Source organism: Armatimonadota bacterium (assembly GCA_013314775.1).
GTDB lineage: Bacteria > Armatimonadota > Zipacnadia > Zipacnadales > JABUFB01 > JABUFB01.
Genome location: JABUFB010000011.1, coordinates 170,677 through 187,468 on the forward strand (window position 1 = coordinate 170,677; position 16,792 = coordinate 187,468).

The following is a 16,792-nucleotide window of genomic DNA, read 5'->3' on the forward strand; positions in this document are numbered from 1 at the left end:
GCGGAACTCGTGTGCCCGCGGGAGGTCAGTTCGCTCGGAGATTGCATGTGCCCTGCATCTCAGACGGCCACAGACTGGATCTTGTAACCCACGCCGGGGACGGTGACGATGATCTCCGGGTGCTTGCGGTCGATCTCCAGCTTCCCGCGCAGCCGCCCGATGTGCACGTCCAGTGTGCGGGTGCGTATGCCATCGGGATACTGCCAGACTTCCCACAAGAGTTCTCGGGATGGGATCACTTCATGAGGCCGGGAGGCCAAGGCGCACAGGAGGTCGAACTCCTTGGGCGTCAGATCTACGTTCTGACCGCGACAGGTCACAGTCCTGCGGTCTTTTCGGATGTAGACCGGTGGGACCGCCAGCTCCCGGGCGCCATCCTGCTGCGGGTACTCGTTCACCCGGCGCAGGATTGCGCGAATCCGCGCCACCAGTTCGCCGCGGTGGAAGGGCTTGACCACGTAGTCGTCCGCGCCCAACTCCAGGCCCACGATGCGGTCGACTTCCGAATGTCGGGCGGTGAGCATCACGATTGGCACCGCACTGCGGCTGCGCAATTGCCGGCAGACGTCGAGGCCGTCCATATCGGGCAGGCACAGATCGAGCAGGATGATGTCCGGCGAACCGGCGGTGCAGGCTTCCAGAGCAGAGCCGCCGCTTGTGACGATCTGGGCGGTGAGCCCGGCGTCGGCCAGGGCATCACTCAGGGCCTGGTGGAGATATGCTTCGTCTTCGACAACCAGGGCAGTACGGTTCATGCGGGACTCTCACTTTCCGGCGATTAGCGCGCACAGGTGCGAAGGAGGGCCACAGTGTCCAGTATGACTGCAGGCGCGTTCTTTACGGGTGAAAGGGCGCTTGTGGTGCGCACCTTCGATGTTGGGACTCCCGGACCCGGCGAGGTTCTCATTGACGTTGCCGCTGCGGGCGTCTGTGGCAGCGACTTGCACCAATGGGCCGGCCGCTGGAATCGCCCCGAGTTTGTCCCTGGACACGAGGTCTCGGGAGTGATCTCCCAGATCGGCCCCGGAGTGCAGAACTTGACACCCGGCGACGCCGTGACGGTGGAACCTTTCATCTACTGCGGTCGCTGTCGTTACTGTCTGGCGGGCCGGTATTTCCACTGCCGAGACATGGCGTTTCTCACGCTTCACGCGCACGGCGGCTTCGCTCAGCGCATGATTGCTCCCGACTATGCTGTCTATCGGCTTCCAGACGGGCTGAGTTTAGACACAGGTGCCCTCTGCGAGCCCTGTGCGGTGGCAGTTCACGGTGCAAGACTGGGCAGCGTCTGTCCAGATGACGATGTTCTAGTCATCGGCGCGGGCACCATCGGTCTCATGAGCGTTGCCGCGGCGAAACATCTGGGAGCGCGCCGGATCGCGGCCATCTGCCGATATGAGCACCAGGCAAAGGCGGCGCGAAGCCTGGGCGCGGATGTGACGCTCGCTCCGGATCAGGCTACACTCGAAGGTGTTTCGTCGGTGTTTCCGGACGGCCCCGACGTGGTGATGGAGGCCGTAGGGAGCTCGGGGCGAGGGCTTCCGCAGGCGCTGGCAGTCGCGGGGAAGATGGCGCGGATCGTACTCATGGGCGGCAATACAGGGCCGATAAACGACATCGACATGGCGCCGGTCATCACGAAGGAGCTTGTCATCTACGGTTCGGGCTGCTACAGTCAAGTGGGTCTGCGACGAGACTTCGAGGTTGCCCTGGATGTGCTCGCGGGCAATCCCGAGGCTTTCCGCGACCTGATCACGCACCGCTTCCCTCTCTCGCGCGTGCAAGAAGCTTTCGAAACAGCTTACGACAAGGGGAGAACCGGGGCCATCAAAGTACTGGTGGAGCCGGGAAGACCAGAGGATGCCGGTGGACCACAAGACTGATACCCTCCAGTTCCGCGCCGCAACCGACCAGGACTTGCCCGCGGTTGCCGACGTCATCCGCAGCGCTTGGGCGCCGGTTGCCGAACTGGTGGGCATGACGCCCGAGAAAGCCCCCTCTTTCGCCGCGTACGTCACCGCCGACAGTCTGCGCACATACCTGCGCGAGAGGGCGATGACGATGTTCATCATGCTTGTCGGCGATGAGATCGTGGCCTGCGGAGCGTTGTCGCTAGACCCCGATGAACCCAATGTCGGGGTGCTGAACCGCATCGCCGTGCGCCCTGAACTCCAAGGCAGGGGCTATGGAACGGCGATGGTGAGATTCCTCGAGGAAGAGCTGAAGCGCCGCGGTGCTAACACTATTCGCCTGGGGCACGTGACCGCGAACACGCCCCTGCACGATTTCTACCACCGTATGGGCTACCACACCATCGGCAAACGCATCTCCGACGGCTGGGGCATCGAGATCACCTACAAGGAAAAGCGCCTCAACGGGGCGCCAGGAGTCCGGCCATGAACCCCACCGGCAGCATTTCGGTCTCGGGACTGACCATCCCGATCCTGCGCTTCCAGACAGTCGTGGTGGGTTCGGGCGCCGCCGGCCTCAACTGCGCCGACGCCCTGCACAGGCTGGGGGTCACCGATATCGCGGTCATCACCTCGAAACTCGGCGGCGGCACCTCCGCGAACTCCGGATCAGACAAGCAGACCTACTACAAGATGGGGGTCTTTGGCGACGTCCCTGACAGCCCCATGGACTTCGCCCGCACCCTTACCGCCGGGGGCATGTGCCACGGTGACATCGCATATATCGAGGGGCTGGGCTCCCTGCCGGCATTCTTCAACCTGGCGCGGCTCGGGGTAGGCTTTCCCTTCAACCGCTACGGCGCATTCGTGGGTTACAAGACAGACCACGACCCGCGCCAGCGAGCCACGTCCGCCGGGCCGAAGACCTCGATGCAGATGGTGGAACGCTGCCTGAGTCAGGTGAGAGCCAACGGGACGCCGATTCTCGACGGATACGACGTGATTCGCCTGCTGACGCTGCCCGGTTCGGGAGGCGAGGGATCACCGGACCGCGTTGTGGGCCTTCTGGCCATCGACAAGTCGAGAATCCGGGAGAGCAACCACGGCCTGTGCCTGATCTTCGCCCGGAACACCGTACTGGCAACCGGCGGCCCCGGGGACCTGTACCGAACCTCCGTCTACCCCCCGGGGCAAGTGGGCAGTCATGGTCTTGCGCTGGAAGTGGGCTGCCGGGCCAATAACCTGACGGAATCCCAGTTCGGCCTGGCATCCACCGGGTTCCGCTGGAACCTCTCGGGGACATACCAGCAGGCGATCCCATGCTACTTCAGCACCGATGCGGACGGCGGCGATGAGCGGTTTTTCCTGAACGAATACTTCCTGACCATGCGCCAGGAAGCCACGAATATCTTCCTGAAGGGCTACCAGTGGCCCTTCCACGCCGAGCGCCTGCAGGATTATGGCTCGTCCATCGTGGACATCGCCGTCCACAATGAGATGGCCCAGGGCCGCAACGTGTATATGGATTTCACCCGCAATCCCGTGGCCGACCAGGGCCTGGAGCCTTTCTCCCTGGAGAATCTCGAGCCGGAAGCCCGCGAGTACCTTGAGCGGTCCGGCGCCCTGCAGAACACGCCGCTTGATCGCCTGGCCTACATGAATCCGCTGGCCATCGACATCTATACTGAGCATGGCGTGGACCTGCGCCAGCCTCTCAAGGTGGCGGTCTGCGCCCAGCACTGCAACGGTGGTCTCACGGTGGACTGCTGGTGGCGCACTAATGTGCCCGGCCTGCTGGCAATTGGCGAGGTCGCCGGCACCCACGGTGTGCGTCCGGGCGGCAGCGCCCTGAACTCCGGCCAGGTCGGCGGCTGGCGTGCGGCCCAGTGGATCGCCCATGAGATGCGCTCCCTCCCAATGAGTGCACCCCATGGCGGCGACGAAGTACGGGAGCAGATTGAGGCGGAGATTGCTGAGATCCGGCGGAACCTGCAGGCTGGGCAAGATGCGCCAGGCGTGGGCAAGGTCCGGGGTGAAATCCAGGACCGGATGACGCGCTGTGCCGGGTTCATCCGCAGCGCTAAGGCTGCCGAGACCGCACTGGCGGAGGCCGTCGCGCAGGAGCGCAGTCTCGCACGCACCGGGCAAAGACTGGGTAACCCGGAGCAGCTGGTCGCGGCCATCGAGAACGAACACTTGTGCAGGACCCAGGTAGCCTTCCTGACCGCGCTGAAGGCCCTTCTCGACGCCGGAGGCGGCTCACGCGGCGCCTACGTGGTGCTGGACGAACAGGGCGACCGGGTTGTCGAGACACGCCGCGGGCGGGAAATGCCCCACCGCGGCGAGAACCTGGCCATGCGCGGGGAGATTCTTGAGGTGGAGCTCGACCCAGCCGGCGGCTTCCGCACTTTCGTGACTCCCGTGCGCCCTCTGCCCGAGGACGATTCATGGTACGAGAACACCTGGCGGGCCTGGCGCGACGGCGAAGTATTCCAGGATTAGTGATGTCTCGGCGTCAGGAGCCGGAACCGACACCCAAATCAGCGTAACCCGGAGCACTCATACCCCATGACAAAGCATGCCGCGCTCCCTATCGTTCTGGCCTGCTTTCTCGCATCGGCCGCCTGCGCCGCACCTCCGGCCAAGGCAGTCGCGCATTATGAGAGAGGTCTTCAGCTCAAGCGAGCCAACAAGATGGCCGAATCGGCAGCCGAGTTACGGGCGGCGATTGCGGCTTACCCGAAGTATATGCAGGCCCACTACGCCTTGGGCTGGGTCTACCGGGCGCTTGGCAAGCCCGACGCAGCCATTGAAGCTTTCCGTGAGGTGATCCGTCTCGAGCCGCACAGCCCCGAAGCGGTGGAATCGGCCCGGGCGATCCAGCGCATCCGCCTCGGGACCGCACCGGCGACCAGTCCTCCCACCGCCATCGCCTTCGCCTCCGCAAGACAGGGCAACACAGATATCTATGTGATGGACCTTACCGGTCAGAACCTGCGCAGGGTCACGGAGGACCCGGCGGTGGATGACTCCCCGGCATGGTCTCCCGATGGCCGACGGCTTGCTTTTGTGTCCGAACGGGACGGCAACCGGGAAGTGTACGTGTGCGATGCCAGCGGCGGCAATCTGCAGCGCATCACCGACAATGCCGCTGTCGATGACCACCCGGTCTGGTCGCCTGACGGGCTCCGGCTCGCCTTTGAGTCCAACCGCAGCGGAAACATGGACGTGTATGTAGTGGCGGTGGACGGGACCGGCCTGCAGCAGATCACGTTCTCCCCGGCCGATGACTGGATGGGTGACTGGGATCCACGGGGCGCCCGAATCGCGATCCTCAGCGCGCGCGATCAGGTGAGCAAGGTCTACATCATAAACACGGACGGCTCCTTCCCGCGCCGGCTGGTGGAGAACACGGTGCCCGAGGGGCGGCCCGTGTGGTCGGCAGACGGGCGGTTTGTCTACTTCACGTGGAACTTCGACCGCAACTACCAGGTCTGCCGGGCTGACGTGGACGGCCGCGGCCTGGCCAATGTCACCCGCAGCCCCTTCGACGAGCGCCTCTGCGACGTGTCCGCAGATGGCGGACGGGTTCTGGTGACATCAAACCGCGACAGCGATGAGGAATTGTACGTCATCGAGATGGCTACAGGCGCGGCCAGACGCATAACTTTCAACCCCGGTGCCGACCGGCACGGAGTATTCCAGCCCCCGATCGGAAGCGGGCAGTAGCGCTCAGTCCTGTTCGTGCTTCGCGCAGGGGGCAGACGACACGGCGGAGTACCTGCATCATGGACGATCCAAAGAGCCAGTGCCGTGTGCTGCTTCCGTCCGACCCGTTCTACGACACGATCTGGCACGTCGGCATACGCGAGGCGTTCAGGCGGCCCGAACTGGCTGACCTGTATTCCTGCGCCCGAGAGGAGAACGTGTTTCTCGCTGCACCCCATCTCGAGCCGATCCACCAGAATCTGTCGCGTGCATCGCTGGTCATTGCCGACATCACAACGCGAGATGCCAGCGTCATGTACCTGGTCGGGTATGCCCGGGGGCTGGGGAAGCATCTCATGCTGGTGGGCAAACAGGGCGTCGCGACGCCGTTTTCCGAAGAGCGGGTGCCCATGGTCGCCTACGATCTCGAGACCGACTGGGACCTGAGCGATTTCGCGTCACGCCTGGTGGCGGCCGTCTCCGCCCTGCCCCTGGCCGCGACCAACTCGCAGCTGGCGAGCATACGGCTGTCCCTGGAGCACCCGAACGCGGAGGCCCGGCGCGAGGCCGCAATGATGCTGGGCAGCGCGAAGGACGTCCGTGCCATTCCCGCGCTCATCGTGGCCATGGGCGACGAAAACGCCAGCGTCCGTGCCGCTGCGTCCTGGGCATTGCGGGAGATCGGAGACCCGGTCAGCGCCGGCCTGCTCACCGAAATGCTGCATGACGAGCGCGTTCCCGTGCGACGCGCGGCTGTCTGGACCCTGCGCGAGATCGGAAGCGACTCGGCATCCACCGCCCTCCTGGACGCCCTGCGGGACCCGGCGCCTGATGTGCGCGAAGTTGCCGCCTGGGCGTTCAAGGAACTCCGGGAACCCCAGGCGGTGCCGGCGCTCATTGAGCTCATGGACGACGAGAGTCAGCCAGTGCGACGGGCTGCGGCCGAAGCCCTCTCGGAACAGGCAGATCATCGTGCGGTGCCGGTGCTGTTGGACGCCCTGGCAAGCCCCGATCCTCAGTTGCGAGCCGCGGCCGCTCGGGGTCTGGGAGGCTTGGGGGACGTCAGCGCAATACCCGCCCTGGCCGAACTGGCGCGCGACCCGAAGTGGTCTGTGAGACAGGCTGCAGCCCGGGCGCTGGGCCGTCTCGGGCGCGCCGATGTCGTGCCACATCTCGCAGCATTTATCAGCGACCCCGAAGAAGACGTGCGCTGGGCGGCAGTTGAGGCGCTGGCAGAGATTGGCGGCCCGGAGGCGCGAAAGATGCTTCAGGCGGCTGCGCAGGACGAAAACCAGACCGACCTTGTGCGCGCTGTGGCGCGAGAGGCCCTGGAACGCAATGATTGAGCCCCACCTGCGCCAGTGCTTCCGGGCAGGTGAGAGGGAGAAGACACCATTCATGCGCACCCCTCCGACCCCGTGGATTACCCTACTCCTTTCAGTCCTGATCGCGGGCGCCTGCATCGCAGCCCCTGTGAAGGTCGCCGAGATAGAGGTCTCCGGCAACGAAATCATCGCCGAAGAGACGATCCGGAAGGCTTTCCCCGCCGGTCTTCTTGTGGGACGCTTCGTGGACGATCTGGCCGGGATTCTGGCCACCACTCGCACCCAGGTGATGAGACTGGGGTATTTCAAGGACGTGCGGGTAACTGCGGAGGAAGGCGCTGACGGCCAGCGCGTCCGGGTCCAGGTCACCGAACTGCCCCGGATCGAGAACGTGATCTTCAAAGGCAACACTCTCCTGTCCGAGGAGCAGCTCAGGAACATTGTGCGCACGGTGCCCGGAGCCTTCCTTGACGACACCCTCGTGCGCCGGGATCTGCAGCGCATTGTGGAGGCTTACGAGGACATCGGGGCTGCCGCCGACGCCGTTTACGCCTTTCTCGAAGATGAGAAGACCGTGCTTTTCGGAGTACTCGAGGCGGTGTTCGGGGGTATCACCTTCCAGGGGCTGAAGGTCGTCACTGAGGCCGAGGCGCGCAGAGAGTTGGGGCTTGAGCTTGAGTCCGTGGTGACTGTCGCGAGCATACAGGACGGCATGTCACGATTGCGCGAGACCGGCTGGTTCGCCTCCCTGGACTACCAGACTCGCTTGGAGCGCCCGGGCGTCCAACCGCCGAAGCTCTTTCTCGATGTGCGGGTCACAGAAGCGCCTGGCATCTTCCCTGACCGGATCGGAAAGCTCAAGCCCGGAGTGACCGCGCAGCAGGTTCGTGCGATCGTGAGGCCACCCCAGGTGGAAATCGGTTTCGCAGTGGAGCTGAAATGGGATTCGGCGCCGCCGCAACTACAATCGCCAGACAAGCCCTTGGAGGAGCTCAGACGCGACGCGGAGGCAGAGACAGCAGGGGTTGCGCAGATCAGAGCCTATGCCCGTGCACTCGAGGCCGCTGGGGAGCGAGACGCCGCTGCGGCCCAGTTCAACCGGGCCGCTGAGCGTGCGAGGGCCGTCGTGGAGGCAGCTCCCGGAGATGTGCGGGTGCGCGTGGCGCTGGTGTTCGCACTGCGGGATGCCGGCATGGGCGAGGAGGCTCTGGCCGAGGCCCGGCGGTGTGTGGAGCAGGCGCCGGAAGACTGGCAGGCACAGCTGGCCCTGACAACAACAGCGGCGGACCGCATTCTCAAATTGCCGCGAGTTGGTGCTGAGGCCGACGCAGGCCAGGCGCGGCGCGCCGGTCTGAGGGCAACCGCGCAGATCATGCCCTGGCCCGGCACCCGGCAGGCGGCTCTGGCAGCCGTTGGAGCACAGGCAGACGACGAGGAATCTGCGCTAGTGGAAGACGCCGCGCGGGCGCTGGAAAAAGCACAGAGCCTCGCGCCTGGCGAGAAACTGCCCGCCATTTGCGTCCTGGACAGGGTCCAGAGGGTCATGGCCGCGCTGGCCAGGGCAGGCGTGGCGCCCCCCGAACTTTGGGCTGCCTTTGACAAAGACCGCGCCGAACGTCTCCCGGCCCTGCGCGTGCCGGCCGAGAGCGACCCAGAGATGGCTGTGTTCGTGGCTCTGATCGCCAACGCCCGCGCTGTGATCGCGATGCTGTCCGGTTCCCAGGGTGATCCCGCAACGCCGGTGGAGATGAAGGCGCTAATGGACGAACTGACAGCAATCGCCACGAAATGGCCGCAATCCTTGCGGACATCAGGGGGCATCCTGGGCATGGCGCATCTCATGTCGGGTGACTTCGACAAGGCACGCGCCATCTTCGAGGAAATGATCCAGCAGAATCCTGACGAGCGGGAGCCCTACAACGCCCTGATGGCCGTGGCTTTCAGTGCCCGGGACTGGGAGGCTCTGGCGGCGGCTGTGCGCAGGCGACTGGAGCGGTCTCAGGATGCGATCGATTATGTCATCCTGGGCAAGACCGCGATGCTCCTGGGCAAGGACGACGAGGCGCTGGGCCACTTCGAAAAGGCCGCCGAGCTGTTTCCGGATGACCCGCTGGGCCACAATGCCAAGGCGGGTTGGCTGGTCCACCTGGGTCGGGACGACGCTCTAGCCACGCGGCATGTGGACAGGGCCCTGGAGCTTGCCCCGGACAGCGGCTATGCCCATGCCCTGAAAGCCGCGCTCGCCCTGATCGCGAACAAGCCCGAGGACGCTGTCGTTCGGCTGACATCAGCCCTCAAATCGGCCCCGACGTGTGAATTGGCGAACGCCCTGAGAGACAACCTGTTTACCGTTGAGACGGTTGAGGGGGAGTAACTGCAGGCCAGATGAGCCGCGCCTCCACCCGCGTTGACAACGCGAATCAGCTTCACTTATAATTCGGTTACCGGCCGTTTCTCCCGGGAGGGAAATCCATTGTCCTGCGCAACGAAGAACTTCGGAATCATCGGTCTCGGTGTGTGGGGAGAAACCCACCTCATCGCCTATTCGCACTCGCCGCTGGCTAATCTGGCTTGCATTTGTGACAAGAATGAGAAGGTGCTCGCTGCTCGCAAGGAGGAGTACTCGGTTCCCTGCGCCACAACCGACTACCGCGAACTCCTGGCGAATGACGAGATCGACGCCGTTTCCGTGGTGACCCCGGACTTCCTGCACAGGGAGATCGCCGTGGCCGCCTGCGAAGCGGGCAAACATGTGCTGCTCGAGAAGCCCATGGCGACCACTGTCGAGGATGCGCAAGCCATCGCTGATGCTGCCAAGGCCAATGGCGTCACCCTCATGGTGGACTTCCATAATCGCTGGAATACTGCGATCTACAACGTAAAGACGGCCATCGACAGGGGCGAACTGGGCGAGCCTCAGATGATGACGCTTCGGCTCAATGACACCATCTATGTCCCCACCGGAATGCTCTCGTGGGGTGGCGACTCCACGGTCATCTGGTTCCTGGGGTCCCATTCGGTGGACATGGTCCGCTGGTTGTTCCAGGATGAGATTGCGCGGGTGTATTCGGTATCGCGCAGCCGGGTGCTCGCGGGCCGCGGCATCAACACTCCCGATTTCTTCCACACCATCTGTGAACTCAGGGGTGGCGGTGTCGCCCACATCGAGAACTGCTGGATCATATCCGACGCGATGCCCACAGTCTTCGATTTCAAGATGGAAATGGTTGGGTCCGAGGGGACTATGTTCGTAGACGTCAGCTCCAACCGGATGTGCCAGGAATTCTCCAGCCGCCCTGTACTACCGGTATCTTCCACTCCCGGCGCGGTGTATCCGGATGTAATCGGCCGCACGAATATTCACGGCAAGCCGGGCGGCTTTGCGGTGGAGAGCATTCTGCATTTCGTCGACTGCATCGCCAACGGGCGCACGCCCCTTGTCGGCCCGGAGGACGGTGTGGAGAACACCCGGGTTCTCGTAGCGATCCATGAATCGGCAAGCATGGGACGCCCGGTCGATCTGTAGTACAGGCAACCACCTGGTGGGGACGGCCCTCCGGGGCCGCGACGGGCAGGTGACAGACGCAGCAGCGTAGCAGAGCCCGACCTCGCGGGCAAATCGGGGTCGGTACATCATCGGATTGCCACTGGCCGGAGCGCAGAGGTGGCGGCATAGAGCCATCGGGGCGCACTGCCGGGGGAAGGTTGAGTCTGTGAAGATACTGCTCTGCACAATCGCCTACTGCAAGAACCTGCTGGAACACGCCCTCAGCGCCGCTCGCGATCTCGGCTTCGACGGCGTTGAGGTGTGGGGGCGCGAGCCGCATGTGCCCGAGAAGTTCGACGAGAACCGCATGCGTGCCATCGTCAAGCTCATCGAGGCAAGCGGGGTCACCCCGTACGTGTTCGGCTCCTACCTGCGTTTCGGAGCCACTCGGAACGATAGTGACGTTGAGCTCAGCGACGTGCTGCATCTGGCTCACTGGCTCAAGACACCGATTGTTCGAGTATGGGCGTCGGATGTTCCCTCCGCGAAGGCCACGGACGACATCTGGGAACGCACGGTGACCGAAGCGCGCGAGGCCAGCGTCAGGGCGGACAAGCTCGGTATGACGCTGGTAGTTGAGATGCATGGGGGGACCCTTGCCGATACTTCGGCGGGTGCCTTGCGCCTGATCGAGGAAGTCGGCATGCCCAACCTTCGTCTAAACTACCAGATCGCATCTCACAATGACGGTCAGACCCCGGAGGAGCGGCTACAGACGGTTCTCCCGTGGGTGGCGCACGTCCACGCCCAGAACATGGCCTACCTGCCTTCGGCGGAGAACGAGAAAATCAAACGCTCCCCTCTGTCGGCGGGAGTCGCCAGCTATCCGCGGCTCCTGGGCATCCTGAAGAACGCCGGTTACCAGGGCCACATCGCGATAGAGTTTGCCCATGATGAAGGGGCCGGTAAGGCGGCTTCCCTGGCCAACGACCTCCATTTCCTGCGGGCCCTGATCTGAGGCAGCGTGGTCGGCAGCAGCCGATTGGTCACAGGGAGACGCATACATGAGACGATACGTCTGGTTCGGGCTGGTCGCGCTTGCGGTGGTGCTGATGGCCCTTGGCCTGGGACGCGGTGAATGGGCGGACGTGCTGCAGCAGGCAGATACCCTTTGCACGGCCTGCATTGGGCTGACGGAGGGCCAATGATCGTGCCTGCTTCAAGAATGCGCGCTCCACGTGGGCGCAGTATCCGCCTGTGAACCGGGGAGTTCCTGTTCCCATGAGCCATGACGTTGAGCGAAAGACCGCCCGGACGGTTGGCCATTGGCTGCTTCACAACCGATTCGCGATCCAGGTCGCTTCCCTCATCTTCGCCAATTCCTATCTCCTTCGCCACTGGAAGGGCTTCTGCTACCCGGCACTCAACTGCTGGGCGTGCCCGGGGGCAAACTTCGCCTGCCCCATCGGCGTGCTCCAGAATGCTTCGAGCAACGCGTCCTACACCTTGGCCGGAGCGGGGATCCGCGGACTGTGGAGTGCCCTTCCGCTGTATGCGATGGGCACGCTGCTGCTGTTCAGTGCTCTTTTCGGGCGAATGATGTGCGGTTGGCTGTGTCCTTTTGGCTGGTTCCAGGAGATGGTCGGGCGTTTGTACCGTAGGAAGGCTCTTGTCCCGGCAGCCTTGACATACGTGCGATTCGCTGTTCTTGCGAGCCTTGTCATCGTAATCCCGTACTATACTCACCAGCCGTGGTTCTCGAAGCTCTGTCCCATGGGCGCGCTCGAGGGCGGGCTGCTGCAGCCGCTGTTCAACCCGGATCTGCGCCCGATGATGCAGGAGTGGTGGTGGTTCAAACAGGTCTTGCTGGTGGGCACCGTCGCCACCATGCTCTTTTGGAAGCGTCCGTTCTGCGCGGTCATCTGCCCGCTGGGAGCCATCTTCTCGCTCTTCCAGCGGGTGAGTGCGTGGGAAATCCGCTTCGAGGAAGAGAATTGCGTCAACTGCATGTGGTGTGTTCGGCACTGCCCGCAGGGCATTGATCCCCGTAAGGACGTCAACGGGCACCGCTGCATCGGCTGTCTGGAGTGCCAGAAATGCCCATTCGGAGCCATCACTTCGGTTCCACGGTGGGCGCCGAAGAGTTGTTCGGTCTGCTCCCAGAATGCGGAAACGGAATGCTGATGGCACGCGAGCAACTGACGCGAGAATACGTCCGCGAGCACACGACCCGCGTTCTGCGTCCGGGCGAGAAAGGCCGGCCGGATGTGCGTCTGGTGTCGCTGAACGGGCGCCAGGTAGTGGTCAAAGACTACGCCGTCAACGGCACTCTGTTCAAACGCGTGCTCGGGGCCTACCTTGTGTGGCGTGAACGGATGGCGCTTGAGCGGGCAGCCGATCTTGATGGAGTCCCGCACCTTGCGGCTGATCTCGGCCCGTACGCGCTGGTAACCGAGTATATGGACGCCGTGGAGGTTACGTCAGCGCCCCCACAACTGCTGGATGAGGCGTTCTTCGAGCGCCTCAGTCAACTCATCGGCGGGCTCCACAGCCGAGGGATCGTCCACGGGGACCTCAAGAACCTGGGCAATATCCTGGTCACGGCTGACGGGCGGCCAAGGCTGGTGGATCTCACATCGGCCTTCATTACAGGCTCGAACCCGTGCACCGCGCTTCTTTTCCCCTTCTTGAGCGATGACGATCATAAGGCCATTCTGAAGCTGAAGAAGCGATGCGCACCCCATCTTCTGAGCGCTGAGGAAGAAGCAACGCTCGAGCACCGTTCCTCGATTGAACGGGGTTTCAGGTGGGTAAGAAAGTATGTCAGATATGCAGTGAAGGTGTTTGCCACGCCTGAACACGAGAGGAATTCGATACGTCTAAAATAAAGTCTCTAAGCCAGACCGCCAACTGCATCACACGCCCGGGAACAAGAGGGTACAGTGGGGTTGTTCAGGGGAATGAGTCCTGATGCTCTTGTCGCGGTCGCAAACTGCGAGGTAGAACATCGTGCGGCTGTTCGCAGACAAGGAACAGAAGAAGCAGCGAGCCAAGCGCGACGAATTCGAACGCCTGGCAAAGAAGTACCATCGTGATGTCTTCAACGCCGCTCTGCGGATGACGGGCAGCTACGCTGATGCCGAAGATCTCACCCAGGAGGCTATTCTCAAGGCATACGTAGCCTTCGACCAGTTCGCACTGGGGACCAACTTCCGGGCGTGGCTGCTGCGGATACTGACCAACACCCACATCAACCGCTACCGGAGGGCCTGTCGCACCCCGGAGACGGTGGCGTGGGAAGACCTGACGGACGGCGGCGCGCGACGCATTCCCCAAGAACGCTCTCTGGACCCGCTCCCGGAAGAGCAAGTCCTGTGGGACATCCCGGATGACACCATTGGACCGGCACTCCTTGCGCTTCCCGAGGAGTTCCGGGAGGCCGTGATCCTGTCGGACATGCACGAATTGTCCTACAAAGAGATCGCCGACGCGCTCAAGATACCTCTGGGCACGGTGCGCAGTCGGATATTCCGCGGCCGTCGCCTCCTGAGGGAGTCACTGGCGGAGTACGCCAGGGAAAACGGCATGATCTAGGTCTGGAACATGAGCGAGCACTGCCCCATCACAGAGGAACAGGTCGGTTGCCTGGTAGACGGTGAGTTGACCGGGCAAGAGCAGCGCCGGGTGGCTGCGCATGTCTCGGTCTGCGAGCATTGCAGCTCCCTTGCGGGGCGGATCCTTGCGGGGAAGCGTTTCCTGAGCGCCTCCTCCCCCGAGGTAGACCCTCCCGCCGGATCCTGGGATCGCCTGGTGGCTGCAATGGATGACGCCGACTCGATAGCCCGGGCCATGCAGCCACAGAAGACCCGTTCCCTGGACTGGCGCTCCGTGCCGGCGCTTGCCACCTGCGGCCTGCTGCTCATCGTCTCGGCTCTCGCGTGGCGGTCTCAGAATCTGGAACCCGCGGGAATGGGCCCGATTTTCGTGCGACAGCACCTTGCGGCGGAGTCGTCTTTTTTCAGAGCGACTTCCGCTCCCGGCAATGTCTATGACGTTGTGACGTCGCGTCCCGGGAATCCCAACTGGGTACCCATCGCACGGCGGCTTTTCCCGATGGGCGGCAAGTTCGTGGATCACACGCTCTATCGGGTGGACGACCGGGCAAAAATCTCGGAGTTTCAGTTCCCCGCTGACCTCTTCGACCGCAGCGGTCTGGAACCGGTGAGCTACGGGAGCGCGCAATACTGGGTCCGCGCGGAACGCGGGGGGTCAGTGGTGGCATGGGAGACGTCGGGTCTCATGCATGTGCTGGTAGCTCGTACGGACGCCACCGATCTTCTGGGACTGGCCGCCCATCACCGTTCGCACAGCAGTACCGACCCGGCCCTTTGATGGGCACGCAATAGAGAAATCCAGCGAAAACCCTGCGCCTGCCCTGATATTTGGGCAGGCGTCTTGCTTCCACCGGTGCGGACGCCACTGCCCTACCTCCGACGCTCTCTCCAGACCCGCGTCGAAGTCACGTAAAGTCGCCGTAGCACCACCAGCAGGCTGAGCAGGTACACCACGCCGGTAATGTGGACAAGGGGCGGAAACTGGACACGCGCCAGTTGGGCGAAGACGTCCGCGAGGGCGAGGCTTGTCAGGGAGAGCAGCACCAGGTCCGCTGTGACGGCGTTCCAGTTCGTCGCCCGAGATGTCCACAGACGCAGGACCGCAAAGGCCATGGCGATCCCGATCGCCAGGCCCGCAAGCCACCCCGGCCCGGCGCCGATGGCCTCTCCGCCGACCAGTTGCGAGACATAGCCGCGCCCGAGCATCGCTCCCAGAGCGGGGCAGACAATGAACGCGAGAATCACTCGCGGGAAGACTTTCATCCATCAGACCTCTTTACCAGGATATGACAGCCAGCGGTGCAGCCACGCATAGGCCATGTCGCGTACAGGAGACGGAAAGTCGTGGGGGCCGGGGTAGTGGTAGAACAGCGCTCGATCCGCCACGCCCAGATCCGACCACACGCGGCGGGCTTCGGTGTATGTGAACACCATGTCCTCGTAGGTCTCCCCATCCTCATCCGAGCTCATCGCCAGAACGGGTCGCGGGGCGATAAGGGAAATGAACTCCCAGAACTCGAAGGGCAGCGGCAGGCTCTCGTCCACCAGCCACGGACGCAGCTTGTTGATATATGTGTACCAGCTGTCCAGGGGTCGCGCCCAGTGTATTCCCGGCCCCGTGCGCCAGGCCATGACACCCCCGTTGGCCGCCACGCAGGATACCCGCTCATCAAAGGCGGCGATGAAGATGGAATGGTGACCACCGAAGGAGTGCCCGATGGTTGCGATGCGTGAGCAATCTGCTTCGGGCACGGTGTGCAGGAAATCGATGCCTCGCATGGCATCCCAGATGTTCTTGCCCACCGCAGACCATTCCGGGTTGGCTTCGTAGAAAGGCCGGGTATGATACGGCGGCCAGCCCGGGTAGATGCGCTCGCCGTCGGTGAGGAAGTCCGGCGCGAACACCACGTAGCCGCGTTGCGCAAGCTCGTGCGCGTAGGAGCGCGATAGCTCGGGCGGCGTATGCGGCGCGGTTCCCCAGACACCGGAGATCCTGTCCTTGCCGGAACCTCGGGTGGTTGGATGGATGCAGAAGGCCACTGGACGCGGGGCATCCATTCCGTCCGGGATCATCAGATAGGCGGGCACGTATTCCCCCGGCTGGGTCTGGAAGAGCACCTTGCGCCGCACGTAGCCTTCGCACTGCACTTCGCCCACGGTGCGGGGATCGAGCGGCGGGATCTCCTCCGGGAATGGCCCGAGTATTTCCAGGATGCGCTTCTTGAGTTGCTCGCGCTGCGCGGACCAGTCTGCGGGGTCAATAAGCACCAGAATCGGCCTCCCTGTCATTTACGCGGAGGATTGGGCGCTGCCGGCGGTGAATCCGGTGTCACCAATACATGCTCCGGGGGTCCGCCATGAACGGTGTCTTCTTCAACTGGGACGAAATCGGCTGGACTGAAACCGACGCACTGTCCGCGCGAAAAGTAGTCACGCTGGAAAACGTGATGTTCGTGCTGTTCCGCCTGCGCAAAGGCGCCGACGCTCCGCCGCACAGTCACCCGCACGAACAGCTTTCCACAATGCTGAGCGGGCGGATCATCGCCCACATCGGCGATGAGCAGCTGGAACTGGGGCCAATGCAGGGCTACCGCGTCCCGGCGAATGTGCCCCATAAGGTGACGGTGCTGGAGGACGCGCTGATTCTCGACGCCTTCAGCCCTATCCGCCGGGAGTTCCTGACCTGATCCTTCAGCCCGATTCAACTATACGGTTCCACGCCACATCCTGCAAGTCATCGGGATCGTA

Annotated in this window: 17 protein-coding genes; 14 read left to right on the forward strand and 3 right to left on the reverse strand. The window is 63.5% G+C overall.

Annotated elements, in window-relative coordinates:
• Positions 1–59: 59 nt before the first annotated feature.
• A complete protein-coding gene (locus HPY44_15170) occupies positions 60–755 on the reverse strand; it encodes a response regulator transcription factor (GenBank protein ID NSW57355.1) in 696 nt (231 codons plus the stop codon).
• Positions 756–809: 54 nt separating this feature from the next.
• Here HPY44_15170 and HPY44_15175 point away from each other — a divergent pair, with 54 nt between their 5' ends.
• The 13 genes from HPY44_15175 to HPY44_15235 all read left to right on the forward strand — a co-directional run bounded on the left by HPY44_15175 (position 810) and on the right by HPY44_15235 (position 14,822).
• Positions 810–1,883, forward strand: coding sequence for an alcohol dehydrogenase catalytic domain-containing protein (locus HPY44_15175; protein ID NSW57356.1), 1,074 nt, complete (start codon positions 810–812; stop codon positions 1,881–1,883).
• Positions 1,867–2,400, forward strand: a complete 534-nt coding sequence (locus HPY44_15180) for a GNAT family N-acetyltransferase (GenBank protein ID NSW57357.1) — start codon at positions 1,867–1,869, stop codon at positions 2,398–2,400. Before HPY44_15175 ends, HPY44_15180 begins: the two co-directional genes overlap by 17 nt.
• Positions 2,397–4,412, forward strand: coding sequence for an FAD-binding protein (locus HPY44_15185; GenBank protein NSW57358.1), 2,016 nt, complete (start codon positions 2,397–2,399; stop codon positions 4,410–4,412). The genes HPY44_15180 and HPY44_15185 overlap by 4 nt, the downstream gene beginning before the upstream one ends.
• A gap of 66 nt (positions 4,413–4,478) precedes the next feature.
• Complete coding sequence (locus HPY44_15190) at positions 4,479–5,639, forward strand: PD40 domain-containing protein (GenBank protein NSW57359.1); 1,161 nt, start codon at positions 4,479–4,481, stop codon at positions 5,637–5,639.
• Between the two features lie 59 nt (positions 5,640–5,698).
• Positions 5,699–6,964: a HEAT repeat domain-containing protein gene (locus tag HPY44_15195; GenBank protein ID NSW57360.1), complete on the forward strand. Its 1,266-nt coding sequence runs from the start codon at positions 5,699–5,701 to the stop codon at positions 6,962–6,964.
• Positions 6,965–7,016: 52 nt separating this feature from the next.
• Positions 7,017–9,317, forward strand: a complete 2,301-nt coding sequence (locus tag HPY44_15200) for a hypothetical protein (protein NSW57361.1) — start codon at positions 7,017–7,019, stop codon at positions 9,315–9,317.
• A 99-nt stretch (positions 9,318–9,416) separates the two neighbouring features.
• Positions 9,417–10,469, forward strand: coding sequence for a Gfo/Idh/MocA family oxidoreductase (locus HPY44_15205; protein NSW57362.1), 1,053 nt, complete (start codon positions 9,417–9,419; stop codon positions 10,467–10,469).
• A gap of 187 nt (positions 10,470–10,656) precedes the next feature.
• Entirely contained in the window at positions 10,657–11,448 is a 792-nt protein-coding gene (locus HPY44_15210; GenBank protein NSW57363.1) for a sugar phosphate isomerase/epimerase, read from the forward strand.
• A 46-nt stretch (positions 11,449–11,494) separates the two neighbouring features.
• Positions 11,495–11,638, forward strand: coding sequence for a hypothetical protein (locus HPY44_15215; protein NSW57364.1), 144 nt, complete (start codon positions 11,495–11,497; stop codon positions 11,636–11,638).
• Between the two features lie 73 nt (positions 11,639–11,711).
• Entirely contained in the window at positions 11,712–12,614 is a 903-nt protein-coding gene (locus HPY44_15220) for a 4Fe-4S binding protein (protein NSW57365.1), read from the forward strand.
• Positions 12,614–13,318, forward strand: a complete 705-nt coding sequence (locus HPY44_15225; GenBank protein ID NSW57366.1) for a hypothetical protein — start codon at positions 12,614–12,616, stop codon at positions 13,316–13,318. The genes HPY44_15220 and HPY44_15225 overlap by 1 nt, the downstream gene beginning before the upstream one ends.
• Before the next feature lie 121 nt (positions 13,319–13,439).
• On the forward strand, positions 13,440–14,024 hold the full coding sequence (locus HPY44_15230; protein NSW57367.1) for a sigma-70 family RNA polymerase sigma factor: 585 nt from the start codon (positions 13,440–13,442) through the stop codon (positions 14,022–14,024).
• Positions 14,025–14,033: 9 nt separating this feature from the next.
• The gene (locus HPY44_15235) at positions 14,034–14,822 is read left to right on the forward strand and encodes a zf-HC2 domain-containing protein (protein ID NSW57368.1); all 789 of its coding nucleotides are present in this window, start codon (positions 14,034–14,036) and stop codon (positions 14,820–14,822) included.
• A gap of 92 nt (positions 14,823–14,914) precedes the next feature.
• On the opposite strand, the gene HPY44_15240 is transcribed toward HPY44_15235, so the two are convergent.
• The gene (locus HPY44_15240) at positions 14,915–15,307 is read right to left on the reverse strand and encodes a hypothetical protein (GenBank protein ID NSW57369.1); all 393 of its coding nucleotides are present in this window, start codon (positions 15,305–15,307) and stop codon (positions 14,915–14,917) included.
• Positions 15,308–15,310: 3 nt separating this feature from the next.
• Positions 15,311–16,312 carry a dienelactone hydrolase family protein gene (locus HPY44_15245; protein ID NSW57370.1) on the reverse strand — a complete coding sequence of 334 codons (1,002 nt, stop codon included), beginning with the start codon at positions 16,310–16,312 and terminating at the stop codon, positions 15,311–15,313.
• 89 nt (positions 16,313–16,401) lie between these two features.
• Here HPY44_15245 and HPY44_15250 point away from each other — a divergent pair, with 89 nt between their 5' ends.
• A complete protein-coding gene (locus tag HPY44_15250) occupies positions 16,402–16,731 on the forward strand; it encodes a cupin domain-containing protein (protein NSW57371.1) in 330 nt (109 codons plus the stop codon).
• Positions 16,732–16,792: the final 61 nt, after the last annotated feature.